Origin of the sequence: Rahnella sp. CG8, from assembly GCF_023701875.1 — a bacterium.
GTDB lineage: Bacteria > Pseudomonadota > Gammaproteobacteria > Enterobacterales > Enterobacteriaceae > Rahnella > Rahnella aceris.
This window is the reverse complement of record NZ_JABAED010000003.1, coordinates 227354-250553: the sequence shown is the minus strand read 5'-3', so window position 1 is coordinate 250553 and position 23200 is coordinate 227354. Positions and strand designations below refer to the sequence as shown.

Genomic DNA, 23200 nt, shown 5'->3' with positions numbered 1-23200 from the left:
CGAAGTGATTTGCTGATATTGGTTAAAATTTCTGAATAACATGTCAGGGGGCGAAATACCCCGTTTCCGGGGCATTTAATTCAGAACCGTTCTCCCTCCAGAGTCGAATCACACAGCGCAAACACTTTGCCCCAGCCATCGCCTGAGGCCAGCAGTTGCTGGATGTGCAGGGCGGCATCGCTCCTGCGCACGCGGCCGTGAGCTTCGGTTTGGATCAGGTGCGCTTTGCCGGTCGCCTCACCGTTCATCAGGCCACCGGGACGAAGGATACATCCTTCGAGCGAGCTGGTTTGCAGCCAGCTTTCCGCCAGTGATTTCTCACGAACCGCCTGGCCGAACGCCTGTTTTGCCCGTGCGGATAACGTTGGCCAACTGTCGCCGCAACCGATAGACGTCACCAGCAACATCTGGCGGATGCCGGCTTGTTCTGCGGTATCAATGATCAGCCGGTTGGCAGTGTAATCGGCAAGTTTGCCACCCAGCGTTGACACGATTTGCGCGTCCGGACCGGCCATCTGGCAGGCCTGCAATACATCTGCGGAATTGAGTGCATCGCCTTCAATGACGGTCACGCCCTGTTCACGCAATACTGCGGCTTGTTCAGGGTTGCGGATCAGTGCCACTACCGGGCGATCCTGCGCCGTGAGCTTAACCAGTTCTGCGCCGACACCGCTGCCTGCGCCAAAAATCAGCAAAGTATTCAAGGTTGTTTCTCTCTCTCAGCCAGCATGGCGGGAAGGGCACGAAAAGCATTCAGCTGATCGGCAAGAAGCTGGCGATGGCTGTCGCGCCCGACGAAAACCTTGAGCATGGCATAACCGCAAGCGTTTAAAAACCAGACACTTGCTGTGCTCATTCCCATAAATGGCCGTTCAACCAGGGCAATATGCTGGCAGTGTGTGGCACGGATATGGCCGCTCATTCCGTGTTTACCGCGCAAATTAAAGTAGCCGTGACGATGCGTGCCGGTCGGCAATTCGCCGTGGAATTCGAGGATCAGATCCTCGTTATTCACCAGCGTTGTGACCTCGCCCCATGCCGTGATGTTGTCCCAGACCGCATCAAAATGCGTGCCTGCAAACAGATAACTTCCCGGCAGATTGCGGATCACCTCCAGCGGCGTGATGGCATATTCCCGGGCGATATCTTCGACAGTGCCGTCGGGTTGCGTGGCTAAAAAGTCGATCAGGGACTGAAGGTTATCCGTGTGCATGTGCGTCATTCCGTAAGGTCAGTTGAGGGATCAGTGTTTGTAAGGCCTGCAACATATTGCTGGCCCAGAACCGCCCGGCAGGCGTGAGATTAAAACGCGGGCCTTCGCTGTGCATCAGGCCGCACTGTTGCCATTGTTGCAACAGGGGTTCAAGCGGGAAGGGGTCTTCAACAATACGGCTGAGATCATAACGGCCCGCTTCGATGCCGCCCTGCAAATCCAGCCGCCAGCGGTGCTCGCGGGTGGTTGACGCTGTCATCATCATGATAGGTTTCAACCCGGCGTCCAGTTGCTGGTAATATGCTTCCAGACTGCGCGCCGTCATATACGACTGACCATCCAGATTGCCGCCCGCCCCGCTGCCAAAGGCCAGACAATCCGCGCCTTTTTTGATCAGCAAATTGTAGAGATTGCGCTCGCGGGTGTTGCGCGCCCAGTGACTGTTACTGATCTGATGCCAGGCATCACGCGCCAGAAACGCCTCGCCTTCGAGATAAAAATCGCGGCGCATGCTGACATCCGGCAGTGTAGTGCGTTTATTCCCGACCGCTTTGCCCAGCGGCGTGGAAGGCAGCAGGTTCAGCGCATAAAGATCAACGCCATCCAGCGGCAGGTCGCGGATAATCTGCAAATCTTCCCGCCAGCTCTCAGGCGTCTGCTCCGGCAATCCGAACATCAGGTCGCAGACCACGGCAGCCCGGTCACGTTCGCCGAGTTTACGCAGGAAACTGATGGCTTCGTCACGGTCCGCGCGGCGCCCCATTCGCTGGCGGATGCGCGTGTCAAAGGTCTGAATACCGATGGAAAAGCGGTTCGCACCGGCATCCAGACAGGCATCAATCCGTTCATCATCAAAGTTAAGAATACGTCCTTCGACGGTGATTTCGCAGTCCGGCGCCAGGGGTAAACTGCGGCGCAGCGTGGTGATAATCCGGTGCAGTTGTTTCGCGCTGAGCGCGGTCGGCGTGCCGCCACCAAAGTACACGGCGTGGACAGGGGCGGACTGATGCAGCGGCGAACCGGCTTCCTGCTCAATTTCGCGGATCAGATAATCGCAGTATTGTTCTGTGGCTTGCGCTTCCAGCTTGTTCTGGTAGAACCCGCAGAATGTACAGTGCGTGGCACAAAAAGGGATATGCAGATAGACCAGGCGCTTATTGGCCGCAAGTGTGCGCATGCAGAGCGCCTGCCACTGTGCAGGGACATCCTGCGGGGCGACGGGCTGCTGAGGCCGCCATGGCATCACTGCCCGCCGGTCGGGAAATGGCAGTCCCTGATCAGCGGCATAAAAACGCGAGAGGTCTAAGCTCATAGGGTTCTTCTTCTCCTGAAGAATCAATCATTCCCGAGCATTAAACGATAATGATTATCATTCGATCAAACCTAACCCGCGTTTTAGATGATCTGTATCAAGTTAAAAAGGATTACTGATCCAGTTCTGACTTACATTGATGCAACACGGCATCCATATCCCGATACGCCCAGTCCTGAACGTTATGTGTACTTACTGAGCGGCCAATAGACCCCACAGTGGCTTTATCAATCCAGTAGATACCCGCTGTTTCTCCATTTTTACTTACGGTCATTTCTTTCATTATATTGGCTGCATCATTTTCGGGTGTTCCGGTTTGATAGCCTTTTTGATTCAGGTTCTGACGTAAACAATAAGCAATGTCCCAGGGATGATTATTAATATAATCCACTGAAAAATTCTTTTCACCCGCACATGCTGATATCAGAAATATCAGCGTGAGTAATATTGGTTTCCTGAGCATAGTTATTCTCATCTCATTTTTCATTAGAGCTATTCCGGTTATTGATTCTCTCTTTTACCGGGCATGATGATATTGCTGCGCATATACCTCTGCGGACGCCCGATAATGAATATTATCGCGTTCCGGTACGAGCGCCAACAATTTAAAATTAGAAAATATGCGCATGGATTCTGCGTAATGTACGCATAAAAAATTCTTTATCAGGATGTTAAAATATTAACATCATCCTTATTTTTCAGCATCCCGTTGTCAAAGCGTTGTATTTAAGGACAGTATTAACGCATAACATGAGCCATCAGAATACGCTTATGCGAAAGTGGATGGTTAGAAAATAATGATATATTTATTAGCCTGATAGCGTGTTTTTCGGATGTTTAGCGTTAAAATTCAACAGGAGTTATGATGAAAAAAGTATTAAGCGTAGTGGCTGTTATGGGCATCATGTTTGCTGTCAGTGCCTGTTCCAGTGACTATGTCATTTCAACCAATGACGGGCATATGATTACAACACATGGCAAGCCGGTGAAAGACAAAGATACCGGTCTGATCTCTTATAAAGATACTGATGGCAGTGTTCACCAGGTTCATCAGGGTGACGTAAAAGAGATTGTCGAAAAATAAGTGCGCTGGCACAGGAACCGCCATTAATATCATTAATGGCGTCATCTGCAGGGTAAAAATATATATTTCTTTCTCAGAAAGTTATAGCCGATTGCCAGCCCGAAAAACATAAATCTCTCTTATGGTCTGGTTCAAGGGGAAATAGAGCACGTTTGCTGACATCGCTGATGCTGCTCGACGAGCCGACCACCTATCTTGATATCAGCCATCAGGTTGAGCTGATGAACCTGCTGCGCAGTCAGAATCAGCAGGGGAAAACGCGGGTGGCGGTGCTGCACGATTTGAATCAGGCCAGCCGCTATTGTGATTATCTGGTGATGATGGCGGCGGGCAAAATTATCGCGCAGGGCACGCCGGAAGAGGTGATGACACCCGAATTGCTGGCGCAGGTTTTTGATATCGATGTGCAAATCTACCCTGAACCGGCGTCGGGCAGGCCGATGTGTATTGTGCGGTGAAATGGGGTGTTATAGATTGTGGAGCGAGCGTCATGCTTTTTTGTCATTCAAACTTGTAAAATCTCGTGTTAAGTTAAATTTAAGGATGATGCTTCATGACCTTGCATGGAGAATTTGTCGTTAATGATGTGTGTTTTTTACCACTGAAGAGGTTCGGCGCAGGTACTTTCACCCTTCAGCATCGCAGTGATTTTATGGCTATTCGTCAGGCCTTGATGTCTACCCGGCAGACAGAATTACCCAATGGTTTAATGAGTTATGGAATGATAGAGGTGATCCTGAATGGGCAGGCGTCGTGTGACAACGGGATTTAGAATATTAATTGCAGTGGGCATTTACGTTCTGGTTTTTCTTATTCTGCGGCCTTCATCCCCGGTGACTAAAGAACAATATATCTTCTGGAATGACACAGCCGCGTTATTTGGAGAACCAGACGTTGAAGGCTTTATCGGATTGACGCTATTTATTATTTGTCCTGTTATCACAGTTATTTTGTATCAGGTGATCGTCAGGCTTTTACACTGGCATCTGAACAAACCCGATAAATGATGAATCCGCGGACATTATCAACGCGGCGAGATTAAACCTGCCGCGCATTTTCAAGATTTCTCCTTCTTTCTACTCCCATGCTCTGCCGCGTAAAAATATGGTTTTTCGTTGCCATTGTTTTCTCTCAGGTTGTGTTTATCAGCTACACTTTTGACACCCCTACAGCGCCAATCAAAAGAGCGCAAGATAACGAGAAAACATCATGATCATTTCTGCATCAACGGACTACCGCGCCGCGGCAAAAAGTAAACTGCCGCCATTCCTGTTTCATTACATCGACGGCGGCGCTTACAACGAGCATACACTCAGACGTAATACCGCCGATCTGGCCGACATCGCCTTGCGTCAGCGCATCCTCAAAAACATGTCCGATCTCAGTCTTGAGACACAACTGTTTGGCGAAAAACTGGCGATGCCCGTCGTGCTGGCACCGGTCGGTCTGACCGGTATGTACGCGCGACGCGGCGAAGTGCAGGCTGCACGCGCGGCGGCGAAAAAAGGCATTCCTTTCACGCTTTCCACCGTCTCTGTCTGTCCGATTGAAGAGGTTGCACCGGCCATCGACCGGCCGATGTGGTTCCAGCTTTATGTGTTGAAAGACCGGGGTTTCATGCGCAATGCGCTGGAACGCGCGCAGGCGGCGGGGGTTAAAACACTGGTGTTTACCGTGGATATGCCGACGCCCGGCGCACGTTATCGCGATGCGCATTCCGGCATGAGCGGTCCAAACGCCGCTGCACGCCGCATGTTGCAGGCGGTCATGCATCCGCAATGGGCCTGGGATGTGGGGCTGAATGGCAAACCGCATGATCTGGGTAATGTTTCCGCTTATCGCGGCAAACCCACCACGCTGGAGGATTATATCGGCTGGCTGGGCGCAAACTTCGACCCGTCGATTTCATGGAAAGATCTGGAATGGATCCGTGAGTTCTGGAAAGGCCCGATGATTATCAAAGGGATTCTGGATCCGGAAGATGCAAAAGACGCGGTGAAATTTGGTGCTGATGGCATTGTGGTCTCCAACCACGGCGGCCGTCAGCTTGACGGTGTGTTGTCCACCGCCCACGCACTGCCGGCTATTGCAGACGCGGTGAAAGGTGACATCACCATTCTCGCCGATTCCGGCATTCGCACCGGTCTGGACGTGGTCCGCATGATTGCGCTCGGTGCAGACAGCGTGCTGCTGGGCAGGGCGTTTGTGTATGCGCTGGCGGCGGCGGGCGAGGCCGGGGTCATTAATCTGCTGAACCTGATCGAAAAAGAAATGCGGGTAGCGATGACATTGACCGGGGCGAAATCCATTGCTGATATCAGTGGCGATTCGCTGGTTTACGGACGGAATCAGGTGCATCGCGCGACCTTGTAAAATGCAGAGGGCGCAACTTCCGTTTGAAGCCACGCCCTGTTTCATTACCCCACGCAATAGCCGTTTCTGCCCGCATGTTTGGCGTCATACAGCGCACCGTCGGCACGTTTGAGTAATTCCAGCGAAGTCATGCCCGGCGACCATTGCATAATGCCCTGGCTGACCGTCACCGTGTCTGCCACCTGTGATAAGGCGTGCGGGATAGCCGCCTGCGTTACGCTTTGCCTGATGCGTTCCGCGACGACCTCCGCATCATTCGCGGTGGCGCTGTGCAGCAGGATCACAAACTCCTCACCGCCATAACGGGCCACCAGATCGGCCGGTTGTCTTACGACCTGTTTGAAACACTCCGCGATGCCCACCAGACAAGTATCTCCGGCCTGATGGCCGTAATGGTCGTTGTATTTTTTGAAATAATCCACGTCAATCATGATCAGGGAAAAGGTGCCGCCCTGACGTTCCGTTTGCGCAATCAGTTGTTCAAGCTGATTATCGAGCTGGCGGCGGTTCGCTACGCCCGTCAGCGGATCATAATGCGCCAGATTATCCAGCTTACTGACCAGCAACTGGTTGTCGCATTCCCGCCTGACAGAAAGGACAAACCAGCGGCTGAGCATAATACGCGCGCTTTCAAACAGGGCGCTGACGACAATCATCGCAGCGATTTCCAGAATCGGAATATCCGCTTTCAGCAGTACCAGATGAAAAAATAATGAAAACCACAGCGGTAATGTGAAGCTGTAAAGGATCGGCATGGTCGGGTACAGCGCAATCAGCGCCGTAAAAATCAGCATACAGAACAGCGGGAAGACCAGTTGTTGCTGCGTGTCACTGGCCAGCATGAAATGGAACACCACGGCCCAGAATAAACCGACCAGAAACGCCAGTATCATCGCGGGCGTACGTGAGCGTATGAAGCGCAGCACGGGCAAAAGAATGATAAAAAATACCAGGAAAATCAGGGCTAAATTATCCAGCACCGGACCGGAAACCGCCACGTCGGCGTTCGGATCCAGTAATACCCTGAACTGATGACGTCCGAATAAAAAAAGCACAAAACCAAGATTGGCGAGCAGCAACCAGATAGCGCTGATGCGCAGTGAGGCTTTTTTATAGTGATCCAGCAGGGCGTTAAACGCTGTGTCTTGCCGCGTGTGGGTGGTTTTTTGCATGGTTTTCCTTAACGTCGTCTTCGTGAATAGTGTAGACGAAGAAGAGTTTTTACTCCTCCCCCTGCGGAGGCCGGGAGGGGGTTTTAAGGACGAACGATGGCCAAAGCAGACATCAACTTCTTGATTTTTTTGTAATACCCCAACCCTCCCCTTCGCAGGGGAAGGCGTTGTCCGGTGTTCCCAGACAGGCAGCCAGTTGTTCCGCAGTTACTCCCGCTATGATCATCTCATTCACGGGGGGCGCAAAGGCAAACTCCCTTAACCATTGCTGCCTCGCCGCTTCCAGCCTGTCAGCGGGCCGCGCGCTAAGCGATTCCCGCAACACGCAGCGCTTTTCTTCCAGTGTCTCCGGGGTAATGCCGTCAATGATGGCCGGGATCTGCGCGATAAACGTATGGATAAACCCCAGCAGTGTTTCTGCGCTATACGTCGGCGATTGTAATGCAAACAAAATGCCGGACTGGCGGGCGGTCTGATGGAAACGGCAACTCACTACGTATCCGACATTTTTTTCGACGCGCAATTGCTGGAAGAATTTGGGTTCGAGGAACGACGCTAAAATCAGCGTGGCGGCCAGGCATTCAGCGGTGTTTTCCGCCAGCGGACAGAATAGCAATACCGCAGCATCGTCTCCGGCGGCCGTGAATTCATGCACTCCGCCTGACGAGCTGCTGACCACTTCCGGCAGTTTTGCCAGCAGGGTGCGTATCGCGATATCCGATGCCAGCTGATGCTGTTCCTGCTCAAACAGCCGTTTGCCTTGTGCCAGCGCGGCGGGAGAAGGCGCGCGCAGCAGTTCGAGCGCCGTGGCGAGCGTGCGCGTCGCCCATGCCTGAGAGCCGCTAAGTTGTAATAATCCGTTGCCCTGCGCACAGGTAAACACCAGAGAATGACCTGCATGGGCAGATTGCGCGCAAAGGGCGCGCAGGCTGGCGCGGGCGATACACGCCTGAAGTAAGGTCAGCGGGGCACCGGTGGTCAGGATGCTTTCCCCTGTTTTAAGCGTGATTCCGGCGGACGGGAGGTAAAACCTAAAAGGTGATTTCGTGACGTTGTCACATTGTGATTGCCATTCTTTAAAACTGACCGGCAGGGTGAAGCCTTTTACCGGGGTGTTTTGACCAGACACATTCGGCGCAATCCACAGCCGCGTCATGTTTTCCGGCTTTAACTCGCTGAGCAATATCTGCCAGCCGTTATGCGCGGCGGGCGGGAAATCCAGGGTGCGGACGCGCAGTTGATCCAACGGCGTCAGGCGGCTGAAATCGCGATGCGCGAGGGCAATGTAATGTTGCAAATGCCCGGTGCGTAAAGCATGAATCTGTTGCAGCCAGTGGCAGAACAGTGTTTCCACACGTGCACATAAAGCAGGCGTGGTATCGCAGGCGAGAAATTCAATACTGAGAATAGCGTCACTGTCGGATGCGTACGGCAGCGAAACCTGCACGTTGTCTGCCAGCGCCTGGGTTCGAAGTTGATCCAGCAAACTGCCCGGCGCTTCATCCGCCAGGAGCTGACGCAATAACGTCAGCGCGGGCGAGGGCGTGACCGGGAACGAAAAACGCAGTCGTGGTGACCCGTCAAGACGCAATTGCAGATGGCGTTCGTCGCGCAATACCAGAGGCTGAGCAGGCGCTGGCTGAGAACCGTTGCAGGCAACAAAGGCATTGCCGTAATGCTCTGCCAGCGTGGTCAGTTCAGCGACAGATTGCGGCCCCTGTAACCACAACGTGAGCTGCCCTGCGGTGAAGAATTGCTGATGATAGTCCGTCAGTGCCTGTTGCAGAGCGGAAATATCCTCACCGAAAGCGGTACGGTTACCGACGTGAAAATCATGCAGTTGTGCCGGAGCCGCAAAGGCCAGACTTAGCGCCGCATTACAAAGGGAATCCGCATGACCGGTCAGCATGCGGTATTCGGCGTCGATCACCGCCACTTCCTGCTGCACGGCCTTCGTTGCCAGCAAAGGTTGCGCCAGCATATCCGTCAGACGCGCCAGACCGTCTGCAAACTTTGCCGGTGTCATATCGAAAAACCACGCCGTCGAGGTGGCGTGCGTGCTGGCGTTGAGTCGCGCTCCTTCGGACTGCGCCCACATCATCAGCCGTTCATCACCCTGAAACTGACGGCTTCCGGCAAACACGACGTGCTCGAACAGGTGCGCCAGACCGGGAAACGCGGGCGGTTCGTGATGACTTCCGGCATCCAAATGAATGAGTGCGGCAGCACGCGGGGCCTGTGGGTCGTGAAGCATGTTAACCCGCAGGCCGTTTGCCAGCGTCAGTGACTGCACGTCAGGCAGCATCAGCGCATCAGCCTTTAAAAATCAACTGCGAGTTCGCGCGGTTGCGGAACTGCAACTGATTGATCTGAATGTTGGTGCAGTTGGCCTGTTCGCGAGCTGCCAGAATTTTGCCATGATGTTCGGATTTGGAGCACACCGGATCGGCGTTGTCGGCGTTGCCGGTGAGCATAAACGCCTGACAGCGGCAGCCGCCGAAGTCTTTCTCTTTTTCAGAACAGGAACGGCAGGGTTCCGGCATCCAGTCGAAGCCGCGGTATTTGTTAAAGCCGAACGAGTCGTACCAGATTTCCTGCAAGGTATTTTCCAGTACAGACGGGAATTCGACCGGCAACTGACGCGCGCTGTGGCACGGCAGCGCCATGCCTTCCGGCGTCACACTGAGGAATATCGCTCCCCAGCCGCCCATGCAGCCTTTCGGACGTTCTTCGTAATAATCGGGCGTCACAAACAGCAGGTTGGCCAGATTACCGGTGCCCGCCATTTTCTCGCGATACTGATGCACCACATTTTCGGCGCGGGCGATCTGCTCGCGGGTCGGCAATAGTCCTTCGCGGTTAAGCTGCGCCCAGCCGTAAAACTGACAGGTCGCCAGCTCAACGTCATCGGCTTCCAGCTCGATACTCAGGTCGATAATCTTGTCGATCTGGTCGATGTTATGGCGGTGCAGCACGAAGTTCAGCACCATCGGATAACCGTGGGCTTTCACCGCTTTTGCCATCTCCAGTTTTTGCCGGAAGGCTTTGGCGTTACCCGCCAGTGCGGCGTTCAGCGTTTCATCGCTGGCCTGAAAACTGATCTGGATATGATCCAGTCCGGCTTCGGCAAACGCATCGATTTTCTTCTCGGTCAGCCCGATACCGGACGTGATCAGGTTGGTGTAAAAACCGAGATCGCGGGCAGCACGGATAAGTTCAGGCAAATCTTTACGCACTAATGGCTCGCCGCCGGAGAAACCGATTTGCACTGCGCCCATTTCCCGCGCTTCTTCGAACACTTTGATCCACTGTGCGGTGGTCAGCTCTTTTTCCTGTTTGGCGAAATCAAGCGGGTTCGAGCAATACGGACATTGCAACGGGCAGCGGTAGGTCAGTTCGGCCAGCAGCCACAACGGTGGTTTGACCGCAGGTTTAAGCAGGTTCACGGAAGGTAATCCACTTTTGAGCATGGGCCTGAGCGAAGAAATCTTTGACGTCATCATTCACGCCACCGGCTTCCGGGAAGCGGGCATTCAGCTCATCAATGATATTGGCAATCGTCCGCTCGCCGTCGACCAGTTGCAAAATGAAGGTCGCGCTGTCGTTAAGTTTCGCCATCCCTTCCGGGTATAAAATCACGTGACAGTCCTGCGTTTTCTCAAACTGCATGCGGTAGCCGCGGCGAAACATCGGCGTGTAGTGTTCGGTAATGGTGATCACAGAAGTCGTCCTTTATGCCAGACCGCCTGTTGCGTCACGCTGTGGTATGGCGGGCGGTTCAGTTCGTAAGCCATGCTCATGGCATCGAGCATGCTCCACAGAATGTCGAGTTTGAATTGCAGGATTTCCAGCATGCGCTGCTGTTTTTCGACGGTATCGCAGTATTCCAGCGCCAGTTGCAGGCCGTGTTCCACGTCGCGATTCGCCTGACTCAGGCGGCTGCGGAAGTAACCGTAACCTTCTTCCTCAATCCATTTGTAATGCTGCGGCCAGGTATCGAGACGCGCCTGATGGATTTGCGGGGCGAACAGTTCAGTCAGCGAGCTGCATGCCGCTTCCTGCCAGACGGCGCGGCGGGCAAAGTTAACGTAAGCATCGACCGCAAAACGCACGCCCGGTAACACCCTTTCTTCTGAAAGCAGCACATCACGATCCAGACCGACCGCTTCCCCCAGTCGCAGCCAGGCTTCGATACCGCCTTCACTGCCGCCGTATCCGTCGTGATCGAGAATACGCTGCACCCATTTGCGTCGGGTTTGCGCATCCGGGCAATTGGCCATAATGGCCGCGTCTTTCAGCGGAATGCTGGTCTGATAATAGAACCGGTTCGCTACCCAGCCCTGAATTTGCTCGCGCGTCGCCTGACCATTGTGCATCGCAATATGGTACGGATGATGGATGTGATAAAACGCGCCTTTGGCCCGCAGCGCCTGTTCAAAAGCTTCCGGCGTCATCGGTGACGTCCGGTTTGAAGATGTCGTCATAATCGTTTTACCTAAAGTTCGATGCGCATCCCGTCCCAGCTGACTTCGATGTTTTGCTGCGTCAGTGCCTGCCGCTCGGCAGAGGCTTCATTGAGGATCGGGTTGGTATTATTAATATGGATGAGAATTTTGCGTTCTGCCGGAAGGGAAGACAGCAGGGCAATCAGCCCTTGTTCTTCGGCAAGGGCCAGATGGCCCATGTCCTTGCCGGTATTGCGGCCGACGCCGGTGGTCGCCAGCTCGTTGTCCTGCCACAGCGTGCCGTCAATCAGCAGGCAATCGGCTTTATGCAGCCACTTCAGCAGTTCATCATCTGGCTCGCCCAGACCCGGTGCGTACAGCAGCGAGGTGCCGGTTTTCGTGTCTTCAATAAACAGCGCGATATTATGGCCAGGGAGCGGTTTGCCACGGTATTTCGAATACGGTGGCGCGTTACTCAGCAGCGGAATGGCCGTGAATTTCAGATTCGGACAGACGGCCACGGAGAAGCGCTTCTCCGGCCCGATAGCGTGGTGTTGCAGGCCGCCATTCCAGTGCGAAAGCATGGTGAAAATCGGGAAGCCGGTGGTGAGATCTTCATGCACTTCCGGCGTACACCACACCTGATGCGGACAGCCTTCGCGTAAATTCAGCAGGCCGGTGCAGTGATCAATCTGGCTGTCGGTCAGGATGATGGAGCCGATGGCGGTACCGCGTAAAACGTCGTGTTTTATCAGTTCCGGCGTGGCGGCAATCTGGTGGCAAATGTCCGGCGAGGCGTTACAAAGCACCCAGTCGGTGCCATTGTCGCTGACGGCAATTGACGACTGGGTCCGCGGAGAGGTTTTCATGGTGCCGTTGCGAACGCCCTGACAGTTGCTGCAATTGCAGTTCCACTGAGGGAAGCCGCCGCCTGCCGCGGAACCAAGTACGATAATCTGCATGTGAGAACCAGGGGGAAAGGGAAGGAAGATGCCCACAGTTAACCGTGGGCACAAGGGCTTAGCGGTTAGAAATGTACAGCGTCACTTCTAAGCCTAAACGCAGGTCTTCGAAAGAAGGTTTAGTCCACATAATTACGTCCTCTTGGTGATTACAGTTTTAAGTTCACTGCCGTTTTAATTGCGGCAGGTGATCGGCTTATTGTCAAATATCGCTGGTTTGGCTAAGAAAATGTTGCGATGAGCTCAAACCGATATTGCCCTGTAAGCCACAGGGATTAGCGCAAAATGCCGGATGAAAAACTATTCACCCCACGTTTGCTTTAATACTTTCAGCCAGTTACGGCAGGCGATTTTTTCGATCAATACGTCGCCGTAACCCGCATCAGACATGGCCTGAATCAGTAACGGCAATCCGGCGACATCGCCGAGGACATCCGGCACATTGATGCCGTCGAAATCCGAACCAAAACCGACATTTTCTTCGCCCAGTTTACCAAGAAGGTTATCAAGATGTTTAACAATTTCGGTGATTGGGGTGTCACCGTTACGTTTTCCATCCGCCCGCAGAAACGCTGTGCCGAAATTAACGCCAACAAAGCCGTCGCTTTCCGCAATGGCAGCCAGTTGTTTATCGGTCAGGTTGCGCGGTTGCGGGCATAGCGCATGCACATTTGAATGGGTGGCAACCAGCGGTGCATCGCTGAATTTTGCCGTCTGCCAGAAGGCCTTTTCGTTCATGTGCGAGACATCGAACAAGATCCTTTTCCGGTTACACTCACGCAGCAATCCAAGCCCGGCGGGCGTCAGGCCCTCACCGGTATCCGGCGAACCCGGAAAATCGCCTTTCACGCCGGTCCCAAACTGATTGGGTAAATTCCACAGTGGGCCGATGCTGCGCAGCCCTTTTTCATACCAGAGTTCCAGCCGCGAGAAGTCATCTCCCAGCGCTTCCGCGCCTTCAATATGCATCACCATTGCCAGCACGTCGTGAGCGATACACTGCTCAATTTCGGCAACCGTCCGGCAGATTTTTGCCCGCCCGGATGACTGTGTTTCGATACGTTCCAGCAGTGAAATCTGCGCCTGTGTGATGGCTAACGCGTCATGAGGCACAGCCGGAGAATTTGGCTTCAGTTGTGGCATATACGAAGCAGGTGGTACGAAAATGGCAAATAAGCCACCCGCGAAGCCACCGAGACGACAACGCCTGAGATCGAGATGTCCTTCCAGTGAGCCATCAAGAAACAGGGCAGCAGGATCTGCTGCATCATGCAGCCACAGGCGCAGTAACAGGTCGTTATGACCGTCGAAGACAGGGGGATGTGGAATGGTGTTCATGATGTTAATGGTACTTTATAAAAGCACGAAAATGTATGCGGAATATGTAATGGTTTGTTTGGGTGATGTTAAGTGATTTGACTGACTTGTTTTCATGTGGAGGTGAAAGAAAAATACGGCTTTGACCTTTTGTCTGCTGGTCAGGCAAATCTCAGTCAGCTCCCTCCCCTGCGAAGGGGAGGGTTGGGGTGGGGTATTAAGGTCAAAATCCAATAGTTAAAGTGTGCTTTTACAAAGAATTAGCCATTAAAACCCCCTCCCAACCTCCCCCTTCGCAGGGGGAGGAGCAAACAGAAAAACATTCTGCATTTGAATTATTGCTGCGGCCTCAGCAAATCAGAAACTATAGCTCGCCGTCACCGACACATTCCTTGGTTCGCCGTAGACCACATACTGGTTCACGCTGGTGTCATATTCCTTGTCAAACAGGTTATTGACGTTGGCCTGCACCGCCAGTTGTCTGGTGACCTGATAACGACTGAACAGGTTAACCAGCGCGTAGCTGCCTTGTTCAGCATAACGGGTGCCGTTGCCGCTTGGCCCCGGAACGGTATCCCAGACGTGGGTCTGCCAGTTCACGCCACCGCCGACGGTCAGATCCTGCAACATCGGCAGACGGTAGCTGGAGAACAGTTTTAGCTGGGTGCGCGGCAGTTGCGGATTAACTGCATCGCCATTTTCATCTTCTGCAATGTAACGGGTACCGCCGAACGTCATCTGCCAGTTATCGGTCAGCGCGCCGTTCACTTCAAATTCCACGCCGCGGCTGACGGTGCCGTTTTTGCCTTCATAGGCGGTATCGGTTGTGCCAGGAATAATGCGGCCGGTGCTTTGTGCCACGTTGTCCAGCTCCGCGCGGAAGATAGAAACCGACGCGGTCAGACGGCTGTTGAACCAGTCAGATTTTACGCCCGCTTCGTAGTTTTTGCCGATGACCGGTGAAAGGTAGCCGCCGTTGATATCGCGGTAAGTTTGCGGCTGGAACACTGAGGTGTAGCTCGCATAGGTCGACCAGGTATCGTTGATGTCGAACACCAGACCTGCGTACGGCGTGATGTTGTTCTTCTCGATCTGGTCGGTGAGCGTGTGAGAATTCCAGTTGGTGTAGCGTGCGCCAACGATCAGGTGCAGCGGATCCGCCAGTGAAAGACGCGTAGCCACGTAAGCCGATTTCTGACGGATAACATTTTCTTCCGCCAGCGCGCGCGGACCCCAGTCAGTTTCAGGGAACTGACCGTTGAAATCGTTAAAATTGCCCAGTTCTTCGGTTGAAATATTGGCAAAGGAGCTGTAATAGGTGTTCTGCTGTTTGCTGTAACTCACGCCGGTCATCAGCTCATGCTGACGGCCAAACAGTTCATACGGGCCGCTGGCAAAGGCATCTACACCATCGACTTTACGTTTACCTGTGTTATAACCGGTTCCCGCCACCACCGGATAACCGGCATAAGCGGATTCGCCGACGCCGGTGGTTTTATCGAATGTCCCGTCGATATACATCATCTTACTGTCGATATGGGATTCGGTATGGGTGCCGTTCAGTGTGGCCTGCCAGCCGTTATCGAACGATTGCTTCAGGGTGGTGAACAGCTTAGTCGTTTCTTTATCGCTGTACGCCCAGTCCGGTGCGGAGTTAAAGCCGCGACGATAATCGGTTTTGCTGCCGTCCAGATACCAGCGCGGCATACCGCCCCAGGTCGGGCTGTCGGTGTTGGTTTGCTGGAATTCGTAGCCTGCGGAAAGCAGGGTGGAATCGGTGAGGTCGGCATCCACGGTGGCATAGACGAATTTTTTGGTGGCGCCGTAGCGTTCAACGTAGCTGTTTTTGTCCTGATAACCGGTGATCAGGCGGCCACGTACGCTGCCGGATTCGTTCAGCGGTGTGGATAAATCTGCCACGTAACGTTGTTTATTCCAGCTACCGTAAGTAGCAGAAACATTGCCGGTGAATTCTTTGCTGTCGGCGTGTTTACGCACCTGATTGACGGATGCTGACGGGTTGCCGGGGCCGGTCATCAGACCGGTTGCACCGCGCACCACTTCGATACGTTCATAAATCGCCGTGTCAGACTGGGAATCACCCAGATCCCAGCGCGGGTCGAAGGTGGTCGGAATGTTATCGACCATGTAGTTGTCGATCAGAAAGCCACGCGCGTAATAAGTACGGCGGTCGAGATCCGAGACGCTTTCCTGAATACCGGTGGTGTTTCTCAGCACATCACCCAGAGATTGCAGTTGCTGATCCTGCATACGTTGCTTGCTGATGATACTGACGGATTGCGGAATATCGCGCGCCGTCAGGGCCATTTTTGTGCCCGCAGTGGTGACCGGAACACTGTAATCGGTGGCGGCAGTCTCCGCGACCCCGGCGCTATTATTCTCACCGGTCACGACAACGGTATCGCCCGCCGTTTTTTTAGCGGGAGTTTCTGCGGCATAAGCAGAATGCAAAGACGACGAAATTAACAATGCGATCACTGAAAGTGAAAGTTTCTTTCCTGAATTATTATGAATATTTTGCTTATTGTTCCTGACAACGCAATTCCCTGAAAAGACACACATAACTATTCTCCACACGGTTATTTTTTTATTTTTTAGGCCACGGCATTTTTGTATGAATACGGCTTTATCTGCATGAGCAAATCCCGCCAGAATCCCCCGGAACAAGGGCTGGACAAGATAAAATGGTCATGGTTAATAAAGCGAATGAGAATAATACGCATTGGGTTTAACGATGTAAATAAATATTACAGACAGGGGGAGGAGCAAAGATAAAACACTCTGTTGTTGAATTTATAATCCTGCGGGCGATTCAGAAAGCTTGCTGAATGAGAGGTTGCAGACCTGAGGCTGCAATCCCGAAATGAAGGCACCGCGCAGCGGCAAGATTTCCAGCCTGTCGCTGTGCTACCTGAAACATAGCCAGCGAGCGATAGCGCGTGTTGAAAAAGCGAAGGGAGATCCAAGAGGGAAAAAGCACTTTTCCCTCTTGGTCGGTTTCGGCGCAGCGCGTTAAGTGATCGCAGCACTTGAGAAACCGAAATTGTCCCGGTCCGGACCTCACGGCAAGTGAGAAACCAAAATTTTCCAGATCAAGCCCCCTCACGGCGAGTGAGACCAATTTGCCATTAAAAACCCACCTTTTAGCCATTAAGAAATCTAGACATCTAAACGTTCGTTTTGTAGAGTGTCACCACCTGCCGGATTAACGTTTGATTCGGCTAAGAAAAATACAACGGCGGTGACACAATGTTCAGTAACGTTAAAATCCTCGACGGCGGCATGGGGCGCGAACTGGCCCGGATGGGCGCTCCTTTTCGTCAGCCTGAATGGTCTGCGCTGGCACTGATGGAGGCTCCGGAATTTGTGCGAGCCGCTCACGATGCTTTTATTGCTGCCGGTTCTCAGGTCATCACCACCAACAGTTACGCCGTGGTGCCGTTCCATATTAGTGAAGATGTTTTTGTGGAGCAGGGCGCGGCGCTGATTGCGCTTTCCGGCAAGCTGGCGCGGGAAGCAGCGGATGCAGCACCGGCTGATGTGCTGGTCGCGGGTTCACTTCCTCCGGTTCTCGGGTCTTATCGTCCGGATCTGTTCGAACCGGTGGCAGCCAAAAAATTACTGCAAGTGCTGGTGAATAATCTGACGGACAGCGTCGATGTCTGGCTGGCCGAAACGCAAAGCTCTGTGGCGGAAGTCGAAGCCGTGCGTGATGTGCTCGGCGATGACCCGCGTCCGCTGTGGCTGTCTTTTACCTTGCAGGACAATCTTGATGAAAATGGCAATGCGCTGCTGCGCTCCGGCGAATCAGTTGATGATGCCGTAAACGGCGCATTACGGATTTCTGCCAGTGCGGTGCTGTTCAATTGCAGCCGGCCTGAAGTGATGGCCACGGCGGTGAAATCCGCGCGTGCCGCACTGACGGCGCAGGGATCTGCGCTTGATATCGGCGTGTATGCCAATGCCTTCGAACCTTCCGATAATCAGCGCGGTGCCAATGAAGGGCTGAGCAAAATGCGTCAGGACACCGATCCTGCCGGATATCTTGATTTCGCGAAAGACTGGGTGGCGCAGGGTGCCACCATGGTCGGGGGATGTTGCGGGATCGGGCCTGAACACATCGCCGCGCTTAAGCGGGCCTTCGCTAAATAACATCCATAAAAAGAATAAAACGCACATTAATTCTGAAGATGCATTCTTCGCAGACAGGGGAAAAACATGATTGATCGTCGTTCGTTTATCAAAAGTGCGGGGGCACTTTCCGTTGCTGCGGCTACCCACTCTTTGTGGCTGGGCAATGCCTTTGCTGCGGAGGCAGAAAAGCCGAAAAAAGGCGGGCATCTGGTTGTTGGTGTGGATAACGCTTCCAGCACTGACCGTCTGGATCCGGCATTCTGGTTCGAAACTTACATGTATTTCGTCGGTTCTCAGATGTTTAACAATCTGGTGGAAATCGACGAAAACGCCAGACTGGCCCCATCACTGGCTGAAGCCTGGGCCTCAACCGACGGCAGCAAAACCTGGGTGCTGAAAATTCGTCAGGGCGTGCAGTTCCACGATGGCCGCTCGCTGGGCGCGAAAGATGTGGTGTACTCCCTGAATCACCATCGTGGTGAGAAATCCACCTCGCCGGTGAAAGGTTATCTCGATACCGTCAGTTCAATTGAAGCCACCGGCGACCATGAAGTCACGATTAAACTGACCGCGCCGGACGTTGAATTCGTCTGGCTGCTGAGCGCCGTGCATTTCGCCATTACCGCTGAAAATGAAAACTTTGACAAAGGCATCGGTACCGGCGCATTTATCCTTGAGAAATTCCAGCCGGGCGTCTCTACGCTGACTAAACGCAATCCGAACTACTGGAACAGCGAACGCGGGCATGTCGATTCTGTCGAAACGCTGGCGATGAATGATTCAACGGCCCGTGTGGCGGCACTGGTCAGTGGTTCGGCACAATTGATTAACCGTGTGAATCCGCGCATCGTCAGCCGCATCGAACGTATGCCGAACCTGAAACTGGTGCGCGCCAAAGACAGTATGATTTATACCTTCCCGGGGCTGTCGAATCTGGCGCCGTTCGATAATGTTGATGGCCGTCTGGCGCTGAAATACGCCATCGATCGTCAGAAAATTATCGATACCGTGCTCGGCGGCTACGCCAGCGTCGCGAACGATAACCCGATTTTCCCGTCGAACCGTTACTTCGCGAAAGACATTCCGCAGCGTCCGTACGACCCTGAAAAAGCCCAGTTCCACTGGAAGAAATCCGGGTTCAGCGGCCCGCTGACCCTGAACGTTGCCGATGCCGGTTTCCCTGGTGCGGTTGATGCCGGTCAGCTTTATCAGCAATCCGCCGCCAAAGCTGGCATTAATCTGAATGTGGTGCGCGTGCCGGACGATGCGTTCTGGAATGATATCTGGCAGAAGAAAGCCTTCGTGTCGTCGAACTGGGCGAACCGTCCGACCGCCGATGCGCTGCTCTCGCTGGTGTTCACCAGCCAGTCTTCATGGAACGAATCCGCGTGGCACGTACCGGCTTTCGATGCGATGGTCAAAGCCGCGCGCGGTGAAGCGGACGAAGCGCGCCGCAAACAGATTTACCATGACATTCAGGTGATGCTGGTTGATCAGGGCAGCGAGATCATTCCGCTGTATGCCGATGCACTCGACGGTTGTTCCGCCAAAATCAAAGGGTTCACGTCCGTTCCGGGGATGCCGCTGAGCGGTAACCGTGCGGCAGAGAAAGTCTGGATCGAAGGCTGAACCGGGTAAAAATATGTCTGACTTATCTGCACAACAGAAAGCGACTCAACGGCCTGCGGGCCGTTTTTCGCAACCTCATTCCAGCTTGCTGAGCATGGTGCTGATACGCCTGTTTTATGGCGTGCTGGTGGTGCTGGCAGTTTCCGTGCTGATTTTTGCCGGTGTGCAACTGCTGCCGGGCAATGCTGCGACGGCGATCCTCGGCCAGAGCGCCACGCCGGATGCCATCCGCGAACTGAACTTGCAACTGGGGCTGGATAAACCGGCAGTCAGCCGTTATCTGAGCTGGTTGACCGGTGTGTTGCACGGCGATTTTGGCACCAGTTTCTCCACCCGTGAAGCCATCAGCGGCCCGCTGTTTACCCGCCTGGGCAACACGTTGTTTCTGGCCGGATGTACCGCCGCGATTGCGGTTCCGCTGGCGCTGCTGATCGGATTTATTTCCGTTCGTTATCAGGGCAGCGTAATTGATACGCTGCTCAACGCCATCACCCGCGCAACCGTCGCGCTGCCGGAATTTTTCTCCGGCTATCTGCTGATCCTGATTTTTGCCATCACGCTGGCATGGGCGCCGAGCAACAGCAGTATTACGGCGGATATGCCGCTGGCAGCTAAACTCTCCGCCATTTCCCTGCCGTGTGCCACGCTGGTGCTGGCGATCCTTGGCCATATGAGCAACATGACCCGCGCCGCGCTGATTGCCGCGCAAAGTTCGGCGTATGTCGATACCGCGTTGCTCAAAGGGCTGTCGCCGTCGCGCATTTTGTGGCGTCACGTATTGCCCAATGCCGTGGGGCCGATCATCAACGTCGTGGCGATCAATCTGGCGTATCTGATGGTCGGTGTGGTGATTGTTGAGAACGTATTTGTTTATCCGGGACTCGGGCAGTACATGGTCGACAGCATCAGCAAACGTGATATTCCGGTGATGCAGGATTGCGCGCTGCTGCTGGCTGGCATTTATATCCTGCTGAATTTGCTGGCGGATGTGATGGCACTGGTCGCCAATCCGCGTTTACGCCACAACCGCTGAATCTTAGGAATTGCTGTAATGCCTGCATTAAAACCTGCTTCGATACTTGGCCTGCTGGTGCTGAGTCTGTTTATTCTGATCGCCATTTTTGCGCCGTGGCTGGCGCCTCACGCGCCGGATCAAACGCTTGGGATGTCCTGGGATTTACCGGGACCGGATTCCATTCTCGGCACGGATAATCTCGGCCGTGATTTGCTCTCCCGCCTGATCTGGGGAACCCGCGTTTCCCTTGGGGTGACCGCGCTGGCGGCGCTGGTGGCGTTTATCGTCGGTTGTACGTTCGGGTTTATTGCCGGACTGCGCGGCGGCTGGTTAGATCAGGTGATTTCCCGCTGCAACGATATCGTCATGGCTATCCCGACGCTGATCCTGGCGCTGATTGTGCTGGCCGTCTTGCCAAAAACCATTCTGGTGCTGACGCTGGTGCTCGGCTTGCTGGAATCGACCCGTGTGCTGCGCGTGGCACGATCCCTCGCGGTGGATATCGGCGTGATGGAATTTGTTGATGTGGCGCGGCTGCGCGGCGAAAGCCTCGGCTGGATCCTCTGGCATGTGATCTTACCCAATGCGCTTCAGACGCTGATTGCCGAATTCGGCCTGCGTTTTATTTTTATTCTGCTGTTTCTTTCTGCGCTGTCATTCCTCGGGCTGGGTATTCAGCCACCCACCGCCGACTGGGGCGGACTGGCGCGCGATAACAAAGACGGTATTTTGTTTGGCGTCTGGGCGGCGCTGGTGCCGGGTGGCGCCATCGCGGTACTGGCGCTGGCGGTCAACGCCGTGGCGGACTGGCTGATGAGCGGTGAGCGTCGTGTGTGGGGGAAAAAAGCATGAATGAGCACTTACTGCATGTCGAAAACCTGCACGTGGTGTCGCAGGGTAAAAATCCGCGCACGCTGGTGGATGACGTCTCTTTCACGGTGAAGCAAGGCGAAGTGCTGGGGCTGATCGGCGAATCAGGCGCAGGTAAATCCACCATCGGACTGGCCATTCTCGGGCACTGTCGTCAGGGGATGCGCATTCAGGCCGGCAGAATTACATTCAGCGGACAGGAACTGACACAACTTTCTGACCGCCAGTTGCGGCAGGTGCGCGGCAGGCAGATTGCTTATGTCGCGCAGTCTGCCGGAGCAGCGTTTAACCCGGCGGTCACGCTCGGTGAGCAGGTTATTGAGGCGGCGCTGAAACATAAAATTTACCCCCGCCAGCAAGCGCAGGCCAAAGCCATTGCGCTGTTTGAACAACTCGGCCTGCCGGATCCACAGGCATTTTATCAGCGTTATCCGCATCAGGTTTCCGGCGGTCAGTTACAGCGCGCGATGATTGCGATGGCACTGTGCGCCGGTCCTGAGTTGTTGATTTTCGATGAGCCGACCACCGCGCTGGATGTCACCACACAACTCGGTGTGCTGAAAGCCATCAGCGATGTGATCCGCTTTTCCGGCGTCGCGGCGATTTACATCAGCCATGATCTGGCGGTCGTTGCGCAGATAAGCGATCACATCATGGTATTGCAGCACGGTAAAACGGTTGAACAGGCGGAAACGGCGCAACTGCTGAGCCAGCCGCAACAGGATTACACCCGCCGTTTGCTGCATGCGCAGGGCGGGAGCAAAACGCCGCAAACCGGCGATGCGCCGGTGGCGCTGGATATCCGCAACATCAGTGCGCGCTATCATGCGCAGCCGGTGCTGCAAAACATTTCACTGAGCTTGCCGCGCGGGCGCACGCTGGCGGTGATCGGCGAATCCGGCTCGGGGAAATCTACGCTCGGCAAAGTGATTTGCGGACTGCTCACGCCGCAAACCGGTGAAGTCAGTCTGAATCAGCAAGTATTACCTGCCAGTTTGCGCCAGCGCAGCCGCGTTCAGTTGCGCGATGTGCAACTCATTCATCAGATCCCCGACACGGCGCTGAATCCTAAAGAGCGTATTGGCAGCCAGATTTCCCGTGTGCTGGCCTGCTTTACGTCGCTGAACCGCAGCCAGCGTGAGGCGCGGGTCAGTGAATTGCTGGCGCAGGTCGGATTACACGCTGAACTTGCGATGCGTTTCCCTGCCGCACTTTCCGGCGGGCAGAAACAGCGTGTGTGTATTGCGCGGGCGCTGGCGGCTGAGCCAAAAATTATCGTTTGTGACGAGCCAACGTCGGCACTCGATCCGTTAGTCGCCCGCGATGTCCTGGCGTTACTGCGCCAGATCCAGCAGGAAACCGGCATTGCTTACCTGTTTATCACCCACGATTTACAGGTGGTACGTGAAGTGGCGGACGAAGTCGCGGTGCTCAGACAAGGCGTGATTGTGCGCCACGGCCCGGTGGCATCTGCACTCGCCGAACCTCTGGACGATTACACCCGCGAGTTACTGCGTTCGGTGCCTGAAATGCGGGTGGGCTGGCTGGAGGAAATGTTTGCTAATTAATACTTGTCCTCCTGCCCGGCGCTTTTGTTGTGCTCCTCCCCTTCGCAGGGGAGGAAGCAAAATGGTCATCCTTATTTACACTTTC

The 23200-nt window shown here is 54.2% G+C and carries 22 protein-coding genes and 1 pseudogene; 10 read left to right on the top strand and 13 right to left on the bottom strand.

Annotated elements, in window-relative coordinates:
- Window positions 1-80: 80 nt before the first annotated feature.
- The 4 genes from HGO41_RS04525 to HGO41_RS04510 form a co-directional block, all read right to left on the bottom strand.
- Window positions 81-704, bottom strand: a complete 624-nt coding sequence (locus tag HGO41_RS04525; protein WP_112151436.1) for an NAD(P)H-binding protein — start codon at window positions 702-704, stop codon at window positions 81-83.
- Entirely contained in the window at window positions 701-1213 is a 513-nt protein-coding gene (hutX, locus tag HGO41_RS04520; RefSeq protein WP_112151435.1) for a heme utilization cystosolic carrier protein HutX, read from the bottom strand. Before hutX ends, HGO41_RS04525 begins: the two co-directional genes overlap by 4 nt.
- Window positions 1200-2525: a heme anaerobic degradation radical SAM methyltransferase ChuW/HutW gene (gene hutW, locus HGO41_RS04515; RefSeq protein ID WP_168444347.1), complete on the bottom strand. Its 1326-nt coding sequence runs from the start codon at window positions 2523-2525 to the stop codon at window positions 1200-1202. The genes hutX and hutW overlap by 14 nt, the downstream gene beginning before the upstream one ends.
- A gap of 112 nt (window positions 2526-2637) precedes the next feature.
- The gene (locus HGO41_RS04510; protein WP_013578111.1) at window positions 2638-3012 is read right to left on the bottom strand and encodes a hypothetical protein; all 375 of its coding nucleotides are present in this window, start codon (window positions 3010-3012) and stop codon (window positions 2638-2640) included.
- A 378-nt stretch (window positions 3013-3390) separates the two neighbouring features.
- On the opposite strand from HGO41_RS04510, the gene HGO41_RS04505 reads away from it, so the two are divergent.
- From HGO41_RS04505 to lldD, 5 genes and pseudogenes are all read left to right on the top strand, one after another.
- The gene (locus HGO41_RS04505; protein ID WP_013578112.1) at window positions 3391-3609 is read left to right on the top strand and encodes a YgdI/YgdR family lipoprotein; all 219 of its coding nucleotides are present in this window, start codon (window positions 3391-3393) and stop codon (window positions 3607-3609) included.
- A 125-nt stretch (window positions 3610-3734) separates the two neighbouring features.
- Window positions 3735-4067: pseudogene (locus HGO41_RS04500) on the top strand (ATP-binding cassette domain-containing protein); the annotation flags it as partial.
- A gap of 95 nt (window positions 4068-4162) precedes the next feature.
- Entirely contained in the window at window positions 4163-4381 is a 219-nt protein-coding gene (locus HGO41_RS04495; RefSeq protein ID WP_250980815.1) for a hypothetical protein, read from the top strand.
- Window positions 4350-4616, top strand: coding sequence for a hypothetical protein (locus tag HGO41_RS04490; RefSeq protein ID WP_121019889.1), 267 nt, complete (start codon window positions 4350-4352; stop codon window positions 4614-4616). The genes HGO41_RS04495 and HGO41_RS04490 overlap by 32 nt, the downstream gene beginning before the upstream one ends.
- 202 nt (window positions 4617-4818) lie before the next feature.
- Entirely contained in the window at window positions 4819-5982 is a 1164-nt protein-coding gene (gene lldD, locus HGO41_RS04485) for an FMN-dependent L-lactate dehydrogenase LldD (RefSeq protein ID WP_013578113.1), read from the top strand.
- 44 nt (window positions 5983-6026) lie between these two features.
- Here the strand turns inward: lldD and HGO41_RS04480 are convergent, their stop codons facing one another.
- From HGO41_RS04480 to fhuE, 9 genes are all read right to left on the bottom strand, one after another.
- Window positions 6027-7154 carry a GGDEF domain-containing protein gene (locus tag HGO41_RS04480; protein ID WP_112151431.1) on the bottom strand — a complete coding sequence of 376 codons (1128 nt, stop codon included), beginning with the start codon at window positions 7152-7154 and terminating at the stop codon, window positions 6027-6029.
- A 112-nt stretch (window positions 7155-7266) separates the two neighbouring features.
- Window positions 7267-9459, bottom strand: a complete 2193-nt coding sequence (gene pqqF, locus HGO41_RS04475) for a pyrroloquinoline quinone biosynthesis protein PqqF (protein ID WP_250980814.1) — start codon at window positions 9457-9459, stop codon at window positions 7267-7269.
- 7 nt (window positions 9460-9466) lie between these two features.
- Complete coding sequence (gene pqqE / locus HGO41_RS04470) at window positions 9467-10600, bottom strand: pyrroloquinoline quinone biosynthesis protein PqqE (protein WP_037032803.1); 1134 nt, start codon at window positions 10598-10600, stop codon at window positions 9467-9469.
- A complete protein-coding gene (gene pqqD, locus HGO41_RS04465) occupies window positions 10587-10844 on the bottom strand; it encodes a pyrroloquinoline quinone biosynthesis peptide chaperone PqqD (RefSeq protein ID WP_037033221.1) in 258 nt (85 codons plus the stop codon). Before pqqD ends, pqqE begins: the two co-directional genes overlap by 14 nt.
- Before the next feature lie 26 nt (window positions 10845-10870).
- Window positions 10871-11638 carry a pyrroloquinoline-quinone synthase PqqC gene (gene pqqC / locus HGO41_RS04460; RefSeq protein ID WP_037032804.1) on the bottom strand — a complete coding sequence of 256 codons (768 nt, stop codon included), beginning with the start codon at window positions 11636-11638 and terminating at the stop codon, window positions 10871-10873.
- Between the two features lie 11 nt (window positions 11639-11649).
- Window positions 11650-12561, bottom strand: a complete 912-nt coding sequence (pqqB, locus tag HGO41_RS04455) for a pyrroloquinoline quinone biosynthesis protein PqqB (RefSeq protein ID WP_013578119.1) — start codon at window positions 12559-12561, stop codon at window positions 11650-11652.
- A 58-nt stretch (window positions 12562-12619) separates the two neighbouring features.
- Entirely contained in the window at window positions 12620-12691 is a 72-nt protein-coding gene (gene pqqA, locus HGO41_RS04450) for a pyrroloquinoline quinone precursor peptide PqqA (protein ID WP_013578120.1), read from the bottom strand.
- A gap of 170 nt (window positions 12692-12861) precedes the next feature.
- Window positions 12862-13899: a dipeptidase gene (locus tag HGO41_RS04445; RefSeq protein WP_153375234.1), complete on the bottom strand. Its 1038-nt coding sequence runs from the start codon at window positions 13897-13899 to the stop codon at window positions 12862-12864.
- Between the two features lie 336 nt (window positions 13900-14235).
- Window positions 14236-16461, bottom strand: coding sequence for a ferric-rhodotorulic acid/ferric-coprogen receptor FhuE (gene fhuE / locus HGO41_RS04440; protein WP_099049216.1), 2226 nt, complete (start codon window positions 16459-16461; stop codon window positions 14236-14238).
- Window positions 16462-17148: 687 nt separating this feature from the next.
- Here fhuE and HGO41_RS04435 point away from each other — a divergent pair.
- The 5 genes from HGO41_RS04435 (at window position 17149) to HGO41_RS04415 (ending at window position 23115) form a co-directional block, all read left to right on the top strand.
- Window positions 17149-18051 carry a homocysteine S-methyltransferase family protein gene (locus HGO41_RS04435; RefSeq protein ID WP_250980813.1) on the top strand — a complete coding sequence of 301 codons (903 nt, stop codon included), beginning with the start codon at window positions 17149-17151 and terminating at the stop codon, window positions 18049-18051.
- A 69-nt stretch (window positions 18052-18120) separates the two neighbouring features.
- A complete protein-coding gene (locus HGO41_RS04430) occupies window positions 18121-19662 on the top strand; it encodes an ABC transporter substrate-binding protein (RefSeq protein WP_173362124.1) in 1542 nt (513 codons plus the stop codon).
- Between the two features lie 94 nt (window positions 19663-19756).
- Complete coding sequence (locus HGO41_RS04425) at window positions 19757-20695, top strand: ABC transporter permease (protein WP_049804373.1); 939 nt, start codon at window positions 19757-19759, stop codon at window positions 20693-20695.
- Window positions 20696-20713: 18 nt separating this feature from the next.
- On the top strand, window positions 20714-21529 hold the full coding sequence (locus HGO41_RS04420) for an ABC transporter permease (RefSeq protein WP_013578126.1): 816 nt from the start codon (window positions 20714-20716) through the stop codon (window positions 21527-21529).
- Complete coding sequence (locus HGO41_RS04415) at window positions 21526-23115, top strand: ABC transporter ATP-binding protein (RefSeq protein WP_250980812.1); 1590 nt, start codon at window positions 21526-21528, stop codon at window positions 23113-23115. The genes HGO41_RS04420 and HGO41_RS04415 overlap by 4 nt, the downstream gene beginning before the upstream one ends.
- The last annotated feature ends 85 nt before the right edge of the window (window positions 23116-23200 follow it).